Raw genomic sequence first — 14,765 nt, 5'->3', positions numbered from 1 at the left:
GCGCGCGTATGTTTCGCGCCATGTTCTTCGATCTGGCTCTCACCTACGATCCCGACAAGCGCCGCTGCGACCTGACGCTCGGCGCTGATTGCGATCTTGCGATCGACGAAACCCCAATCCCTGCCATCCTCCTTTCCATCGGTCTCGATCGCCGCGCCGCGCCTGACGATCCCCTTCCGGAAGGCCGCTCGCAGTTCCTTGCGCCCGTCTCCTATTCCGAGCGTCGAGGCTGCGCAGGCGATGCTCTCGACCCGACCGGCGCGATGACCGGAAGCCGCTTGTGGCTGCTCGATCGTGCCAAGCAGACCGAAACGACCCGGCAGCTTTGCGACTTCTGGCTTCAGGAATCGCTCGCCTGGGCGAAGCAGGAAACCGGAGAGCCTGCGGACATCGAGGTCGCGTGGTTGCGCGACGGCGTTCTCGGCTATCGCGTCCAGGTGCAGGACGCCAGCGTCACTCTCAGTCGCCGTGTGGAGGCATAATGGCTTGGCCGATCCCGACCGCTAAGGAAATCGCATCCAAGATCGCAGGTTCGCTCGAAGCGGGCCTTCTTCGTATTCGGCCGGACCTGGACGCGACCGGCGTGTCGCGCGCGGTGCGTTCCGCCAAGGGCGTCTTCTCGCAGATCACTCGCGCGTTCTCGCTGGAGCTGCGCGAAGCCCATGATCATCTGGCCTGGTGGGGTCGGCAGTATTTCGTTGATACAGCCGAGGAAGAGTTTGTCCTGCGGCACGCTGGGATCTGGGGCGTCAATCAGCGGGCAGCGACCAAAGCACTGGGCGCGGTCCTCGTCGAAGGCGTGCCGGGAACTGCCTTGCCAGCAGGCCTGCAGCTTTCCGCATCGAACGCGGTCACCTACCTGACGACATCCGCCGCAACGATCGCAGGCGGCGGCACCGTCGCGGTCCCGGTGATCGCCGTTGTCGCCGGCACCTCGGGCAACCTTGAGGAAGGCGTGCAGCTGACGGTCGTGACACCCTTTCCGGAGATCACAAGGGTATCGGTCTCGATCGAGATTGTCGGTGGCGCCGACGAGCAGGACATGCCGGAACTTCAGGGAGCGACGTTGGAACGCATCCGCCAGCCGCCTCATGGCGGCGCTGGTTTCGACTATCCCGTTTGGGTGCAAGGGCAGTTTGCGGTCAAGGCCGTCGCGGTCATTCCGGAATGGATCGGCCGTGGCTCCGTTGGCCTGGTCGTGGCCATGAAGGACGCCGATGGATCTGCTCGCGTGCCATCTGACGCGGAGCGCGATGCAATCCTCGCCTTCCTCGGCCCGTTGGGAAGCCAGACCGGCGTTCGGCCTGTGACCGCGCGCGTCATCGTAATCGCCGCGGAGTTGCGCGTCCTCTCACCGGTCATCCGCCTGCGTCCGGACACTGCCTTGACCCGCGCTGCCGTGAACGATGCCTGGAATCGCTTCGTTGCCACGATCGGCGATGCTGACGACACGGTGAACGCTGGCCCGATTGGCGCGCTCATCGAGCCTTCGCGGATCTCCGAGGCGATATCGGCGGCGAACGGTGAATATGCCCATGACCTGATCTCGCCGGCAGCGCCCTTCACTTTGGCCAACGTCGAGTATCCCGTCGCCGGTGCTATCACCTACGAGGACGCGTGATGGCGAGAACCGCTTCAACGATCCTTCAAAGCTTGATTTCGAAGCTGGCGCCGGGCTTTGCTCTCGGCTATCGCGATGGCGTCCTGGACGTCCTGCTGGCGGCTGCTGCCGCCCGCATCGAGACAATCGAGGCAGACGCCGAAGCGATGATGCGCGAGGTCGATCCCCGCACCGCCTATCGCTTTCTTGCAGACTTTGAGCGTGTTCTCGGTCCCGACCCTTGCGGCCGAGATCTCAATGCGCGCACCATCGAAGACCGGCAGAGGCTGGCTCACCAGCGCTGGACGGGCACCGGCGGTCAGTCGATCCCCTACATGATCTCGCTTGCGGCCAAGCTCGGCGTGACCATCACTGTCGATGAGTTCTGGCCGAGCCGCACTGGCGGACTGCGTTGCGGCCAACGGCTGCGTCCGGAAGGGACGCAGTTCCTGTGGCGGATCAACATCCCTGGGCTGATGGCCGTGGTGAAGTTCCGCACTGGCGCGAGTGTCACCAAACATCGCCTCGGCACCTTCAAGATTTCCGACATCGAGTGCGAGCTGCAGCGGGTGAAACCCGCGCACACCGTCCTCGTCTTTAACTATGCCCAGGAGGCCTGATAATGGATCGCATCAACGGCGCGGGAACCATCGACATCGGCGGCGGCCGTCGCGGGTTCCGTGATGAAAATCTGGAAGTAGGCAATGAGGGGACCGAGGTAACCGCGCTGTTTATGAACATGGTCCAGGAGGAGGTTGCGAAAGTTATCGAGTCCGCTGGCCTGGTTCTCGATCCGGCGGACTGGACGCAGCTCTATCAAGCTTTGCGCTCGATGATATCGAACAATGCGGTCGCCCTGACAAAGCTGCTTCGCCTGCCTTGGCTCCCGGTGGTTTCCATGACGCTGTCGTCCGCGCCCGGTGCGCCGACCGCAGGTGACATCTACCTCATTCCTTCGAACGCGACCGGGACCTGGGCTGCTAATATCGGCAAGATCGCTGAGTGGACGGGTACAACCTGGTCGTACGTCACGCCCCCAAATGGACACGGAATAAGCTTGCCTGATGGCCGCGTCTACGAGCGCGTCGCTGGCGCCTACGTGGAAAAAATCGCCTTGGACGCGCAGTCCGGCAAATGGTGGTTTGCGACCGCTGCTGGCACTGCAAATGCGTTGACGGCCTCGCTCACGCCGGCGCCGTCCGCATTGACCTCCGGTCTATCCGTCACGCTTCTCCTGACCGATACCAACACTGCAGCGGCCACGTTCAATCTCAACGGCCTTGGTGCCAAGCCAATCGTCAAATTTGACGGCGGCGCCTTGAGCCGTGGCGAGCTGATCGGCGGCACTATAGCCCGCCTCGATTATGATCTGGCGGGCGACCGCTGGATTATAACCTCCGCAATCCGTTACGGCTTCGGTGCTGGTCAGCAGTATTTCAACGTTGCTGGCGCAATGTCTTTCACTGTCCCGGTCGGTGTTACCATCATCGAGGTCGAATGCTGGGGCGGCGGCGCAGGCGGCGGCGGCGTTGGTGCCGGTGGCAATGGCTCTGCGGGCGGCGGTGGCGCAGGCGGTTACGCCCGGAAGCGCATCAATGTCACGCCGGGGCAGGTTCTCACTGGCACCGTCGGAGCGAACGGTAACGGCGGCGGCGCAGGCGGCGGCGGCGGCGCAGGCGGAACGACTTCGTTCGGTGGCGTCGTTACCTGCAACGGCGGTACCGGTGGGTCTCCAAATCCGACCGGTAACGGCGGCAGTGGCGGCGGATCTACCGGGGGTGACATCAACGCAACGGGTGGCGCTGGCACGGCCGGTGCGGCAGGCGCGAGCGTCAGTGGTGGCCCAGGTGGAACATCATCGTTCGGCGGCGCCGGGGGCGGTGGTGGCTTTGGTATCGCGGGTGGTGGCGCATCGCCGGGCGGCGGCGGTGGTGGATCTGGCAGCGCAGGCGCTAACTCCGGTGGCGCTGGTGCCGTCGGCGCAATCTTTATCAAGTGGTGAGAACATGATTTACGCACGAGTGATCGACGGGACTATCGTTGAGGTCATCGACCTTCCCGAGGAGTTCAATGTTGAGGAAATCTATGTTCCCGAGGTGGCGGCGGAGTTTGTTGCTGCGATTTCAGAAGTTGATGTGGGATGGACATATATGGAGGGCGTTTTTAGTGCTCCTCCCGCGCCGCTCATCGACGATTTGAAGGCAGCGAGGATCGCCACTCTCACAGCGGATTGTGCTGCGGCGATTGTGGGCGGTTATTTGTCATCTGCCCTTGGCTCCCGGCACACGTATCCGAGTGGCGTTACAGATCAGATCAATATGATGGGCAGTGTGACGGCCAGCTTGTTGCCGGAACTAACGCAGGGTTGGGCGACACCGTTCTGGTGCGAGGACGACGCTGGCATTTGGGCCTTCCGCATGCATTCCGCCGAGCAGATCCAACAGGCCGGATCGGATGGAAAAATGCACGTAGTGACGTGCCAAGCAAAGCTTGAAGGATTGACCGCCCAGGTCACTACTGCAACCTCGGAAGAGACCGTTACCTCAATCAATTGGTAATCCGAGAGAGGTCATATCAGGATCGAGGAAGACCCAACGCCCGGTGATGAGCCGGGCGTTTCGATTGGGTGTCTAATTCATCGAGCAGAATGGACCTATGCAGGGTTGATTTTGCATCTTACCACTAGAGCGAACTCATTAGTTGCCGGGGGGCGAAATGCAGACTGCCTTAGCTTTGTCGATTGTAATACTCGTTCTCTATATCGCGTGGTCCATTCTCGCGATCCCGTTTTCTTGGAAACGGAGGAACATGCGGCTGAAGCGGGCTGGGCTTGGCTTCTGCGCTCTGATTGCGATTCTAGTGGCGTTAACGATCGACGCCGATCGCGAGGCGCGCTCGCTGGGCTTCGAAAGCGCCACTGATCAGCGTCTGGCGAAAGAGGCCGGCATTAATGAGCCTGCCGCTTGGGCGCAACAGAAAGGTGCTCTGTTAGCCAAAAAGAAGGCTGATGATGATGCCGCAGCCGCTGCTAAAGCCGCCGCTCGAACCGCTGAGGACAAAGCCTCAGCCAAGGAGGCCGCCCGCGTTGCCGCCGCTGAGAAAGAATCAGCGGCCCGAGCAGAGGCCGAGAAAGCGGTCGCCGAGAAAGCCGAAGCAGAAAAATGCAGACAGGATCTTCAGTGCTGGGGGGAGAAGGCGTGGATCGGCGCCTCGGTGCGGTGCCCGGAATTTATTGAGAAACTTGCGAAGTGGGATTTCCAGTGGACGGATGGTACGTTCGAGCCGAAGTTTGCAAAGTACCGCTGGAAAGATCAGAAGCGCGGTGTCGTCACCCTGATCGGGGACAAGGCCAAGATGCAGAACGGCTTCGGAGCTTGGAAGCGTGTCACCTATACCTGCGATTATGACCCTATTGCAGAGGCCGTAGTTACCGTCGACGCAAACTAAACGGATGCGGCGGGCTCAGGTCAGCTTCAAAGCAACTTTGAAGCCCTCTTTAGAAAAATGATAATTCCAGACTTGCGTGTCAAAATTCCGAAAATTCGCGTCCGGCTACAAGGGCTTAGCGGAACTGCGTAAATTCCTGCTAAGCCTTTGAAATAAATGGTGGGCCCGGAGGGACTCGAACCCCCAACCAAGCGGTTATGAGCCGCCGGCTCTAACCATTGAGCTACAGGCCCTGGCGACTGTGACGGCGCCTGGCAGCGGCGCAATGGTTCGCCGGTGCTCGTTGCGTCTAACGCAAATTAAGAGCGGTCACAAGTCATTGCCGCAATAGCTTCACAATCAAACGGCAAGAGGGATCGGTAAGTCACAATCGCGGAGTGAAACAATGCCATTGCCGAATACCAAAAGCTTTGCCGCCGGTCTCCTTTTCAGCCTGCCGGTGCTTGCCGCCGCCTCTGTGTCGGCGTTCGCGGCCGATGCGCCGCGCCAGGCGGTCATCAGCGTGATCGGCGAGGGGCGGGCCACGATGGCGCCCGACATGGCTGTCCTGACCTTCTCCGTCGTCAAGCAGGAGAAGACCGCGCGCGAGGCGCTCGACGGTAACAACAAGGCGATGAGCGACGTGCTCGCGGCGCTGAAGAAGGCCGGCATCGCCGAGCGCGACCTGCAGACATCGGGCTTTTCCGTGCAGCCGCAATATCGCTATCCGCAGGGGACGGACGGGCAGCAGCTGCCGCCCGAGCTCATCGGCTACCAGGTCTCCAACACGCTGACGGTCCGGGTGCGCGATCTCTCGAAGCTCGGCGGGATCATCGACCAGTCGGTGACGCTCGGTGTCAACCAGGGTGGCGATATCCAGTTCACCAATGACAAGCCCGACAGCGCCATGGAAGAAGCGCGCAAGAACGCGGTGGCCGATGCCGTCGCGCGGGCCAAGACGCTTGCGTCCGCCGCCGGCGTCAAGCTCGGCAACGTCATCGAGATCAACGAAAGCGGTCCGCGGCCGCAGCCGATGCCCGTCATGCGGGCGGCGATGATGAAGACGGAGGCCGATGCGGGCGTGCCGATCCAGGGTGGCGAAAGCAGCTACAACATCAGCGTCAACGTTACATTCGCGATCGCGCAGTAGCGCGGCGCCCATATCCGTTAATTTAAGTTACCAAAAGATTGCCGTTGATATTCCTTTGAATATCAACGGCTTATCTTTTTGCGGCCGCCGCGCTCGCCAGGCCGGGGCAGAAAAGCGCTTTATCACGCGTATATTACACTATAACATCGATCGTGTTATTCGGTCCTGCCGGGAACCTGAGTTCTGCTTCCGGCGTTAGTGCGGACCGATGAGGAGGAATTGGCTTTATCCCTGCAAAGAGGAGACAGACATGTCGAATGCCTTGCCGCCACTTCACAATGGGCACGCCCCGTTCACCCTTCAAGAGCTCTTTCGCGATGCTCTTTATGCGTTTGAAGAGTGGGATACGGAACTGACCGAACCGATCGTCACGTTCGAAGGCCGGGTTGTTCCGATCAGCAGCGTCTTCGAGGCCATGCGCCAGTGCGACGACATCGTGCCGATGAATATCGTCGGTGCCGTGACCGAGCGACTGACGAAACCCTGGGAGGGCGAAGGCCCGCTCGACCAGATGACGTTTTCCACCGCCGCCCGCGTCATGGGCGTGCTGGTGCGCAAGCGCCTGCATGCGACCGGAACGCCCGATATCGTGGCCGTTGCCGCCGTTCCCGACGAACGCCGCTCGCGCGGTTGATTTTACGATGACGCGGCCGCTACGGCGGTCGCGTCTCGCCCGAGCCCCGATCGAGGTCGCGGGTTTTGCTGAGTTGCGGGCGCGCCCTTGATGCGCCGCGCGCTCTAAAGATCGAACGCTTCCTTCAATCCCTGTCCCTTGCGCTCGCGCAGATCGAGGTCGGCCTCGATATGCGCGATGTGGTGCAGCATGAGGTGACAGGCGCGGTCGAGATCCTTGTTTTCGATCGCCGATACGATGTCGCCATGCTCGCTGTGGCCGCAGCTCGATATGGTCGACTGGCCGTAGAGCGCGATGACGAGCGAGGAGCGGGCCACGAGTTCTTCCATGAAGCGCTGCATGATCGTATTGCCGGAGATCGCCGCAAGCGTCAGGTGAAAATCGCCGGATGCCTTGATTTCGGCGCGCCGGGCCGTCTGTCCACGCTCGCCGATCAAGCGGCTCTCCTCCAGCAGCAGCTGTCGGAGGTGCTGAATTTGCGATTGCGTGATCCTGGCCGCCGCCTCGCGCAGGATGCCGGGCTCGATCAGCCGGCGGGCGGCGAAGATCTGGCGCGCTTCGTCGGGCGAGGGGTAGGCCACGAAGGCGCCGCGGTTCTTCTCGACGCTGACGAGCCCCTCGTAGGAGAGCGCCTGCAGGGCCGCGCGCGCCAGCGTGCGGCTGACGTTGAAGAGGTTGCCGACATCGCTTTCCGACAGCTTGGTTCCCGGTGACAGGCGACGTTCGACGATCGCGTCGCGAATGGCGTCGCGGATCTGCCGCGTGCCGGTTTCTGTCGGCTCGTCGGGCGTCGGAAGCGCGCTGGAGGTCGGGTTCATGAAGCGGGATGTCCTGTGGTCGGTCGATGATAGCCACAATCGGCCGGAAAGTTAAACGGAATTTGCAATCAATCCAGATGCCAAATTGTATACGATTTTTTGCGTAAATTGCAGACGAAAGCCTATTTGATGTGCAAGCATATGCAGAGGTCTATTTTTGGTCATTCGTGTGTTTTGGGCGAAAACTCAATCTTCCTAGAGGCTTGATACTCCCTCGCGGAAACTGGCACGGCGAATGCATCGTCTTCCTCGAACAGGGGAAGACACGATGTCGAAAGCGGCAGAGATCGATATAGCATCCGTTTCGAAGGTGTATGGCGCAACCACCGCCGTGCATGCGATCAGCCTGAAGATACCGGCTGGCTCCTATTGCTGCTTCCTGGGACCATCGGGCTGCGGCAAGACCTCGACGCTGCGGATGATCGCCGGGCACGAGAGCATTTCGTCGGGCGATATTCGCCTCGGCAACACCGTCGTCACCGATTTTCCGCCGGCCAAGCGAGGCACGGCGATGATGTTCCAGTCCTACGCGCTCTTCCCGCATCTCGACCTGATCGACAACGTCGCCTTCAGCCTGAAGATGAAGGGCGTGGAGAAGGAGGAGCGGCGGGCCAAGGCGCTGGAGATGCTGAAGCTGATGCAGATGGAGGCCTATGCCAACAGGCGTCCGGCGCAGCTTTCCGGCGGCCAGCAGCAGCGCGTGGCGCTTGCCCGCGCTCTGATCACCGACCCGGAGGCGCTGCTGCTCGACGAGCCGCTCTCGGCGCTCGACCCGTTCCTGAAGATCCGCATGCGCGCCGAGCTCAAGAAGCTGCAGAAGACGCTGGGGATCACCTTCGTGCATGTGACGCACAGCCAGGAAGAGGCGATGGCGCTCGCCGATATCATCGTCATCATGAACGACGGCAAGATCGAGCAGGCGGCGACCCCACGCAAGGTGTTCGAGGAGCCTGCCACCGCCTTCGTGGCGCGGTTCATGGGCGATCACAACGTGCTGACGGGTCGCGTGAGATCCGTTGGCGACGGCGTTTTGACGCTCGAGGTGCCTGAGGGGCAGACGTTTTCGGTGCGGGGCGAGGGCAGGCTTGCGGGCGAGGTCGTCGATATCGGCATCCGCACCGACCGTGTTCGCCTCGCCAGCGCCACCGACAAGACGCTCGGCTTCAACGGTATCGTCTCCAACATCGAATATCGCGGCGCCTCGGTGAAGATCACCGTGGTCGGCGCGGGCAGCGATGACTTCACGGTCATCGCCAGCGATGGCGACTATTTCGCCAACCCCGCATCGGTCGGCGATGCGGTGTCCCTGAGTTGGGCCCTGGAGGACGCCGTTCTCCTGGGCCGCGTTTCGGCATGACTATCAATTACCACAAAAACCAGAGGGAACTGACATGACTGATACAACGAAAACCACCGGGAAGGGTCTGATGGACAAGGGCGTGTCGCGCCGCGGCCTGCTTAAGACGGGTGCCGCAGCGCTTGGTGCCGCCGCAGGCTCGGGGCTCATCACCGGCTTCCCGACGATCTGGGCGCAGTCGAACATCACGCTTCGCCAGTTCGGCACCGGCGTTTCCAACATCAACGCCGTCGCCGAACAGTGCAAGAAGGACCTCGGCATCACGCTCGAGATGACGGCGACCGATTCCGACGCCGCCGCCCAGCGCGCCGTCACCCAGCCCGACAGCTACGACATCGCCGACATCGAATACTGGATCCTCAAGAAGGTCTATCCGACCGGCGTCATCCAGCCGATGGATGTGAAGAAGCTGAAATATTACGACAAGGTCGTTCCGCTGTTCAAGAACGGCAAGCTGAAGCCGGACAGCGTGATCGCGCAGGGTACCGCGCCGCATACCGTCGGCTATGTCGAGAGCGCCGATGCCAAGACCTTCGCCAAGGGCGAAACCGAACTCTTCACCATGATGCCGACGATCTACAATGCCGATACGCTCGGCATTCGTCCCGACCTCGTCGGCCGCGATATCACCAGCTGGGCCGATATCATGGACCCGAAGTTCAAGGGCAAGACCTCGATCATCAACATTCCGTCGATCGGCATCATGGATGCCGCGATGATCATGGAAGCGCTGGGCAACATCAAGTACGCCGACAAGGGCAACATGACCAAGGAAGAGATCGACAAGACGATCGAGTTCCTGATCAAGGCCAAGCAGGACGGGCAGTTCCGCGCCTTCTGGAAGTCGTTCGACGAGTCGGTCAACCTGATGGCGTCGGGCGAGGTCGTCATCCAGTCCATGTGGTCGCCCGCCGTCGCCGCCGTCCGCTCCAAGGGCATCGCCTGCAAGTATCAGCCGCTCAAGGAAGGCTACCGCTCATGGGGCGGCGGTCTCGGCCTTGCCTCGCACCTCAAGGGCGCGCAGCTCGACGCCGCCTACGAGTACATCAACTGGTACACATCCGGCTGGGTCGGCGGCTACCTCAACCGCCAGGGCTACTACTCGGCCTGCATGGATACGGCCAAGAATTTCATGACGGCGGACGAGTGGGGCTACTGGATCGAAGGCAAGGCCGCCCAGGGCGATATCCTTTCGCCCGAGGGCAAGGTCATGGAGAAGGCCGGCGCGGTGCGCGACGGTGGTTCGTTCGAAGGGCGCATGGGCAATGTCGCGTGCTGGAACTCCGTCATGGACGAGGACCGCTACATGGTTCGCCGCTGGAACGAGTTCATCGCGGCTTAAGGCGATCTGGGATCTCCCCTTCCAATCGCGGGAGGGGAGGTTCTGCCGTGGGTTACCCCCCTCTGTCCTGCCGGACATCTCCCCCACAAGGGGGGAGATCGACCCGTGGCCTGCTCCCCACGCAAGCAATGAGTGTGGAGCGAGCGGTTGCGCCCAGCCAATCTCCCCACCTGTGGGGGAGATGCCCGGCAGGGCAGAGGGGGGCGTCACGCAACGCAATGCCAACTGGAAAAGGGATCAGCGATGGCGACGATCGCTTCAGCAGAGACAAACGAGACGACCGAGCGGGTGCGCAGCCCGGGCTTTCGGCTGGCGCCGTGGGCCGCCTCCTATCTGCAGGCGGTGCCGCTGATCCTGATCCTCGGCTTCTTCTTCATCCTGCCGATTTTGATGATCGCCGTCGTCAGTTTCTGGGATTACGACTTCGCCGGTCTCTATCCCGATTTCCTGACGATGAACTATACCGAAACGCTCGGCTCGTGGGTGACGTGGAAGACCTATCTGAACACGCTGAAATTCACCGTCATCGTCTGGGCGCTGACTGTCTTCATCGGTTTCTGGGTCGCCTATTTCCTCGCCTTCCACATCCGTCGCACATCGACGCAGATGATCCTGTTTCTGGTCTGCACCGTGCCGTTCATGACATCAAACATCATCCGCATGATTTCGTGGATTCCCGTGCTCGGCCGCAACGGGCTGGTCAACTCGGCGCTGATTGAGATGGGCATCATTCCGCAGCCGATCGAATGGCTGCTCTATTCCGATTTCGCCGTGGTGCTCGCCATGGTGCACCTCTACACGCTGTTCATGGTGACGCCGATCTTCAACACGCTGATGCGCATCGATCGCTCGCTGTTCGAGGCGGCGCGCGATGCCGGCGCCAGCGGCTGGCAGATCCTCTGGAACGTCGTCATCCCGCTCGCCAAGCCCGGCATCGCCATCGGCTCGATCTTCGTCGTCACGCTCGTCATGGCCGATTTCTCGACGGTGCAGGTCATGTCCGGCGGGCAGAGCGCCTCGGTGGCGCTGATGATGAAGAACCAGATGTCGCTGCTGCAATATCCGGCCGCCGCCGCCAATGCCGTGGTGCTCCTGATCGTCGTGCTGATGATGGTCGCCGCCATCCTGCGCGTCGTCGATATCCGCAAGGAGCTTTGAGATGAGCCACGAAAAGCGCACGCTCGAATTCTACGTGCTCGCCGCCTTCTTCATCCTGTTCGTGCTGTTCCTCTACGGCCCGCTGTCGGCGATCCTGATCCTGTCCTTCCAGGGGCCGGATGGCGGCCTGACATTCCCGCTCAACGGCGTTTCCGTCCACTGGTTCTACAATCTGTTCGAAAAGCAGGCGGTGGGCGATTTCGGGGCTTCCTTCCGCCGTTCCTTCTCGCTCGGCCTGATGGTCATGGTGGTCACCGTCGTGGTGTCGCTGCTGGCCGGCCTTGCCTTCCGTCGCCGGTTTCGCGGCGCCACCTTGCTGTTCTACGCGACGGTCGCCAGCCTCGTGGTGCCGTCGATCATCATCTCGCTCGGCATCGGTGTCGTGTTCCAGCAGGGCGGGCTGAAGCCGGCCTGGTATTCGTCGGCCTTCGGCGCGCATCTGACCTGGACGCTGCCCTTCGGCGTGCTGATCATGTTCGCCGTCTTCAACCGCTTCTCGCCGGCCTATGAAGAGGCGGCGCGCGATCTCGGGGCGAGTTCGTGGCAGACCTTCGTGCATGTCGCGCTGCCGATGATCGCGCCCAGCCTGATCGGCGTCGGCCTGTTCGGCTTCACGCTCTCCTATGACGAATTCGCCCGCACGCTGATGACCTCAGGCAGCTACAACACGCTACCGCTCGAGATCTACGGGATGACGACCAACGTGACGACGCCGGTGCTCTACGCGCTCGGTACGGTGACGACGCTGTTTTCCTTCACCATCATTCTGGTCGCGCTCGGCATCATGATGCTGCTGCGCGGGCGCCAGGCAAAGACAAGCTGATCCCATGCGCATTCTCATCGTCAATCCGAACACGACATCAAGCATGACCGAGAAGGCGGCGACCGCCGCACGGCTCGTCGCCGCCTCCGGCACCGAGATCATCGCCGCCACGTCAAGAATGGGGCCGGTGTCGATCGAGGGGCATTATGACGGGGCGCTCGCCATCCCCGGGCTGCTGATGGAGCTGAAGGAGCGGGCGGGGACCTATGACGCCGCCGTGATCGCTTGTTTCGACGATACGGGGCTCGAGGCAGCCCGCAGTTTCGCCGACGTGCCGGTGCTCGGGCTTTGCGAATCCGCCGTCGCCACCGCCGGCTTCCTGGCGCAGCGCTTCACCGTGGTGACGACGCTGGAGCGCTCGCGGGTGCTGATCGACAACCTCGTGCACCGCTACGGCATGGGGGACCGGGCGAAGGTCCGCGCGTCTGACATTCCGGTGCTGGAACTGGAGGACGAGGCGTCGGGCGCGATCGGCAAGCTTCGCGCGGAGATCGAGCGGGCGCTCAGGGAGGATGGCGCGGAAGCGATCGTGCTCGGCTGCGCCGGGATGACCGATCTGGCGCGCGAGCTGCGGGAGATCTACGGCGTGCCCGTGGTCGACGGCGTTGCGGCGGCCGTCAAGCAGGCCGAAGCGCTGGTGTCGCTTGGTCTTTCGACCAGCAAGCGCGGTTCCTACGCGCCGCCGCTCGCCAAGCCGTTTATCGGCGAGATGAGCCGGTTCACGCCGATGCAGGCAGCGGGCTGAGGTCGGCCGGTCGCGGTTCCGTGAAGACGGCCTTCGGCCATTTTCTCATCTCGTGTCAGACATCTCCGGCGCGGCCGGATCACCACGATTCCGCTTTACTTTTTCGCGCTCCTGACGATGCTCAGCGAAAAGCATTCGAGGAGAGGAAACAGACATGACCATGCCGGACGACGATCTCGCGCGCATTGCCGAGCAGGAGAAGGTGCTGTGCTTCGACAGTTTCGATCTGGCGACGGCATGGCAGCTGGGCAAGTTGCTGCAGGAGCTGGGTTCCGAGCGTGGTCTGGGTATCGCGATCGATATCAACCTGCATTCGATGCCGGTCTTCTATGTGGCTCTTCCCGGGGTCACGCCCGACAACGTTCAGTGGGTGCGCCGCAAGCGCAATCTGGTGCTGCGCTATTTCCGCAGCAGCTATGCCATCGGCATCGACCTGAAGGCCAAGGGCAAGACGATCGCGGATAACGGTCTGTCGGACGCCGATTACGCGCCGCACGGCGGCAGCTTCCCGATCAATGTCAAGGGCACCGGCTGCATCGGCTCGGTCACCGTTTCCGGTCTGCCGCAGCGCGACGACCACAATCTCGTCGTCGAGGCGCTGGCGCTGATGCTGGCCAAGGATCTGGACGCGCTGCGCCTGGCGTGACGCCCTCACGGAAACGCGCCGGCACGTCATGCCGACCGGGCCGGAACGGCTTTACGCCTTTTCGACCAGCCAGACGCTCGGGGCGCCAAGGATGCCGCCGGTGCGCATGGCCGAGCGGAGCTCCTCCAGCTGCATGAAGGCCTTCGCGGCTTCCGGTGTCGCGAATTCATGGGTGACGGTGACGTCGTTGGGATTGTCGGCGGATTGGAAGACCGCCTCCGATATCACGCCGTTTTCCGCCTGAACCGACCGGAGGCCGTCATACACCTTGCGCCAGGCCGCATAGTCCGAAACCTCATGCCTTACGAACACTGTCGTCATGTTCCGCTCCTGCGTTGCATTCACATGTTTCGTTTGGAAGCCCAGGCGTCAGGGTACCACCGATGAGGGGTTCGCGCGCGTGAAAATCGGCTCGAAGGCATTGCGCATCGCACGCCGCTGAAATTGCATGTATGGTGGCAACATCTCGATCAGGGAAGAGGGGCGATGACGCGTCGTTTGCGCATTCTTGCGGCGTTGCTCTCCCTGGCGCTGATCGGCGCCGGGCCGGCGGATGACGGGCGGTGGTATGCGGGGAACTACTCGTTTTCCGACGAACTCGGCGGTTTCCGCATCCTGTCGATCTCAGGTTCCGGCACGCGGGAGGACCCGATCGAGATCCGCGAGGCGTTCGACAGCCTCGCGCCGGTGACGCTGGTGATCCGCTTCGCCAAACCCGCCGAGCTGAAAGCGACGGTGCCGGGCTCGTTTCATCTGCGGGTGGTGACAGAGAACCGGAGCGGTCTGGCATGGATCGGCTTCGGCTTCGAGCTGCAGGAAATCCGCGGCAAGCCGAGCGACTTCAACGACGGGCTGTCCTTCGGGCAGGCCGATCCCAATCCGTCGCTGATTTCGTCCAGCCGTTTCACGCATTTCGAAAGCCGCTTCGAGAGCTTCGACCGGCTGAATTTCGACGAGGGGCATCTCGATCCCGGTGAGCAATCGAAATTCGGCTTCTTCGTTTCCGACGTCACGCCGGTCGCGGAGTTCTATCTGGTGGAGGAACCGCGTATTCCGTCGTCGTGAT

17 protein-coding genes and 1 tRNA gene are annotated in these 14,765 nt (G+C 62.1%); 15 read left to right on the top strand and 3 right to left on the bottom strand.

Annotation, left to right across the window (positions count from 1 at the left end):
- Window positions 1-20 precede the first annotated feature (20 nt).
- The 6 genes from GGQ67_RS05495 to GGQ67_RS05470 all read left to right on the top strand — a co-directional run bounded on the left by GGQ67_RS05495 (window position 21) and on the right by GGQ67_RS05470 (window position 5,047).
- Entirely contained in the window at window positions 21-482 is a 462-nt protein-coding gene (locus tag GGQ67_RS05495) for a phage GP46 family protein (protein ID WP_183899186.1), read from the top strand.
- A complete protein-coding gene (locus tag GGQ67_RS05490; RefSeq protein ID WP_183899185.1) occupies window positions 482-1,621 on the top strand; it encodes a baseplate J/gp47 family protein in 1,140 nt (379 codons plus the stop codon). Before GGQ67_RS05495 ends, GGQ67_RS05490 begins: the two co-directional genes overlap by 1 nt.
- Window positions 1,621-2,220, top strand: a complete 600-nt coding sequence (locus GGQ67_RS05485) for a YmfQ family protein (RefSeq protein ID WP_183899184.1) — start codon at window positions 1,621-1,623, stop codon at window positions 2,218-2,220. The genes GGQ67_RS05490 and GGQ67_RS05485 overlap by 1 nt, the downstream gene beginning before the upstream one ends.
- Window positions 2,221-2,222: 2 nt before the next feature.
- On the top strand, window positions 2,223-3,602 hold the full coding sequence (locus GGQ67_RS25470; protein WP_281393542.1) for a DUF2793 domain-containing protein: 1,380 nt from the start codon (window positions 2,223-2,225) through the stop codon (window positions 3,600-3,602).
- Entirely contained in the window at window positions 3,529-4,158 is a 630-nt protein-coding gene (locus GGQ67_RS05475) for a DUF4376 domain-containing protein (RefSeq protein WP_183899415.1), read from the top strand. The genes GGQ67_RS25470 and GGQ67_RS05475 overlap by 74 nt, the downstream gene beginning before the upstream one ends.
- A 157-nt stretch (window positions 4,159-4,315) precedes the next feature.
- Window positions 4,316-5,047: a hypothetical protein gene (locus tag GGQ67_RS05470; RefSeq protein WP_183899183.1), complete on the top strand. Its 732-nt coding sequence runs from the start codon at window positions 4,316-4,318 to the stop codon at window positions 5,045-5,047.
- Window positions 5,048-5,204: 157 nt separating this feature from the next.
- Here GGQ67_RS05470 and GGQ67_RS05465 read toward each other — a convergent pair.
- A tRNA-Ile gene (locus tag GGQ67_RS05465) sits at window positions 5,205-5,280 on the bottom strand.
- A gap of 152 nt (window positions 5,281-5,432) precedes the next feature.
- Here GGQ67_RS05465 and GGQ67_RS05460 point away from each other — a divergent pair.
- Entirely contained in the window at window positions 5,433-6,176 is a 744-nt protein-coding gene (locus GGQ67_RS05460; protein ID WP_183899182.1) for an SIMPL domain-containing protein, read from the top strand.
- 250 nt (window positions 6,177-6,426) lie between these two features.
- A complete protein-coding gene (locus GGQ67_RS05455; RefSeq protein ID WP_183899181.1) occupies window positions 6,427-6,810 on the top strand; it encodes a BRA0787 family protein in 384 nt (127 codons plus the stop codon).
- A 104-nt stretch (window positions 6,811-6,914) separates the two neighbouring features.
- On the opposite strand, the gene GGQ67_RS05450 is transcribed toward GGQ67_RS05455, so the two are convergent.
- Window positions 6,915-7,628, bottom strand: coding sequence for a GntR family transcriptional regulator (locus GGQ67_RS05450; RefSeq protein WP_183899180.1), 714 nt, complete (start codon window positions 7,626-7,628; stop codon window positions 6,915-6,917).
- Window positions 7,629-7,896: 268 nt separating this feature from the next.
- Here GGQ67_RS05450 and GGQ67_RS05445 point away from each other — a divergent pair, with 268 nt between their 5' ends.
- The 6 genes from GGQ67_RS05445 to GGQ67_RS05420 all read left to right on the top strand — a co-directional run bounded on the left by GGQ67_RS05445 (window position 7,897) and on the right by GGQ67_RS05420 (window position 13,699).
- Window positions 7,897-8,985: an ABC transporter ATP-binding protein gene (locus GGQ67_RS05445; RefSeq protein ID WP_183899179.1), complete on the top strand. Its 1,089-nt coding sequence runs from the start codon at window positions 7,897-7,899 to the stop codon at window positions 8,983-8,985.
- 34 nt (window positions 8,986-9,019) lie between these two features.
- Entirely contained in the window at window positions 9,020-10,327 is a 1,308-nt protein-coding gene (locus GGQ67_RS05440; RefSeq protein ID WP_183899178.1) for an ABC transporter substrate-binding protein, read from the top strand.
- A 243-nt stretch (window positions 10,328-10,570) separates the two neighbouring features.
- A complete protein-coding gene (locus GGQ67_RS05435) occupies window positions 10,571-11,485 on the top strand; it encodes an ABC transporter permease (protein ID WP_183899177.1) in 915 nt (304 codons plus the stop codon).
- 1 nt (window position 11,486) lies between these two features.
- Complete coding sequence (locus tag GGQ67_RS05430) at window positions 11,487-12,308, top strand: ABC transporter permease (RefSeq protein WP_183899176.1); 822 nt, start codon at window positions 11,487-11,489, stop codon at window positions 12,306-12,308.
- Between the two features lie 4 nt (window positions 12,309-12,312).
- Entirely contained in the window at window positions 12,313-13,053 is a 741-nt protein-coding gene (locus GGQ67_RS05425) for an aspartate/glutamate racemase family protein (RefSeq protein ID WP_183899175.1), read from the top strand.
- Window positions 13,054-13,207: 154 nt separating this feature from the next.
- Window positions 13,208-13,699: a heme-degrading domain-containing protein gene (locus GGQ67_RS05420; protein ID WP_183899174.1), complete on the top strand. Its 492-nt coding sequence runs from the start codon at window positions 13,208-13,210 to the stop codon at window positions 13,697-13,699.
- 51 nt (window positions 13,700-13,750) lie between these two features.
- On the opposite strand, the gene GGQ67_RS05415 is transcribed toward GGQ67_RS05420, so the two are convergent.
- The gene (locus GGQ67_RS05415) at window positions 13,751-14,020 is read right to left on the bottom strand and encodes an antibiotic biosynthesis monooxygenase (protein WP_183899173.1); all 270 of its coding nucleotides are present in this window, start codon (window positions 14,018-14,020) and stop codon (window positions 13,751-13,753) included.
- 165 nt (window positions 14,021-14,185) lie between these two features.
- Between GGQ67_RS05415 and GGQ67_RS05410 the strand changes: the two genes are divergently transcribed.
- Window positions 14,186-14,764: a hypothetical protein gene (locus GGQ67_RS05410; RefSeq protein WP_183899172.1), complete on the top strand. Its 579-nt coding sequence runs from the start codon at window positions 14,186-14,188 to the stop codon at window positions 14,762-14,764.
- Window position 14,765 lies beyond the last annotated feature (1 nt).

Origin of the sequence: Rhizobium metallidurans (genome assembly GCF_014196505.1) — a bacterium.
Taxonomy (GTDB): Bacteria; Pseudomonadota; Alphaproteobacteria; order Rhizobiales; family Rhizobiaceae; genus Rhizobium; species Rhizobium metallidurans.
Note: the sequence above shows the minus strand (reverse complement) of the source record. Positions and strands in the feature narration are given on the sequence as shown.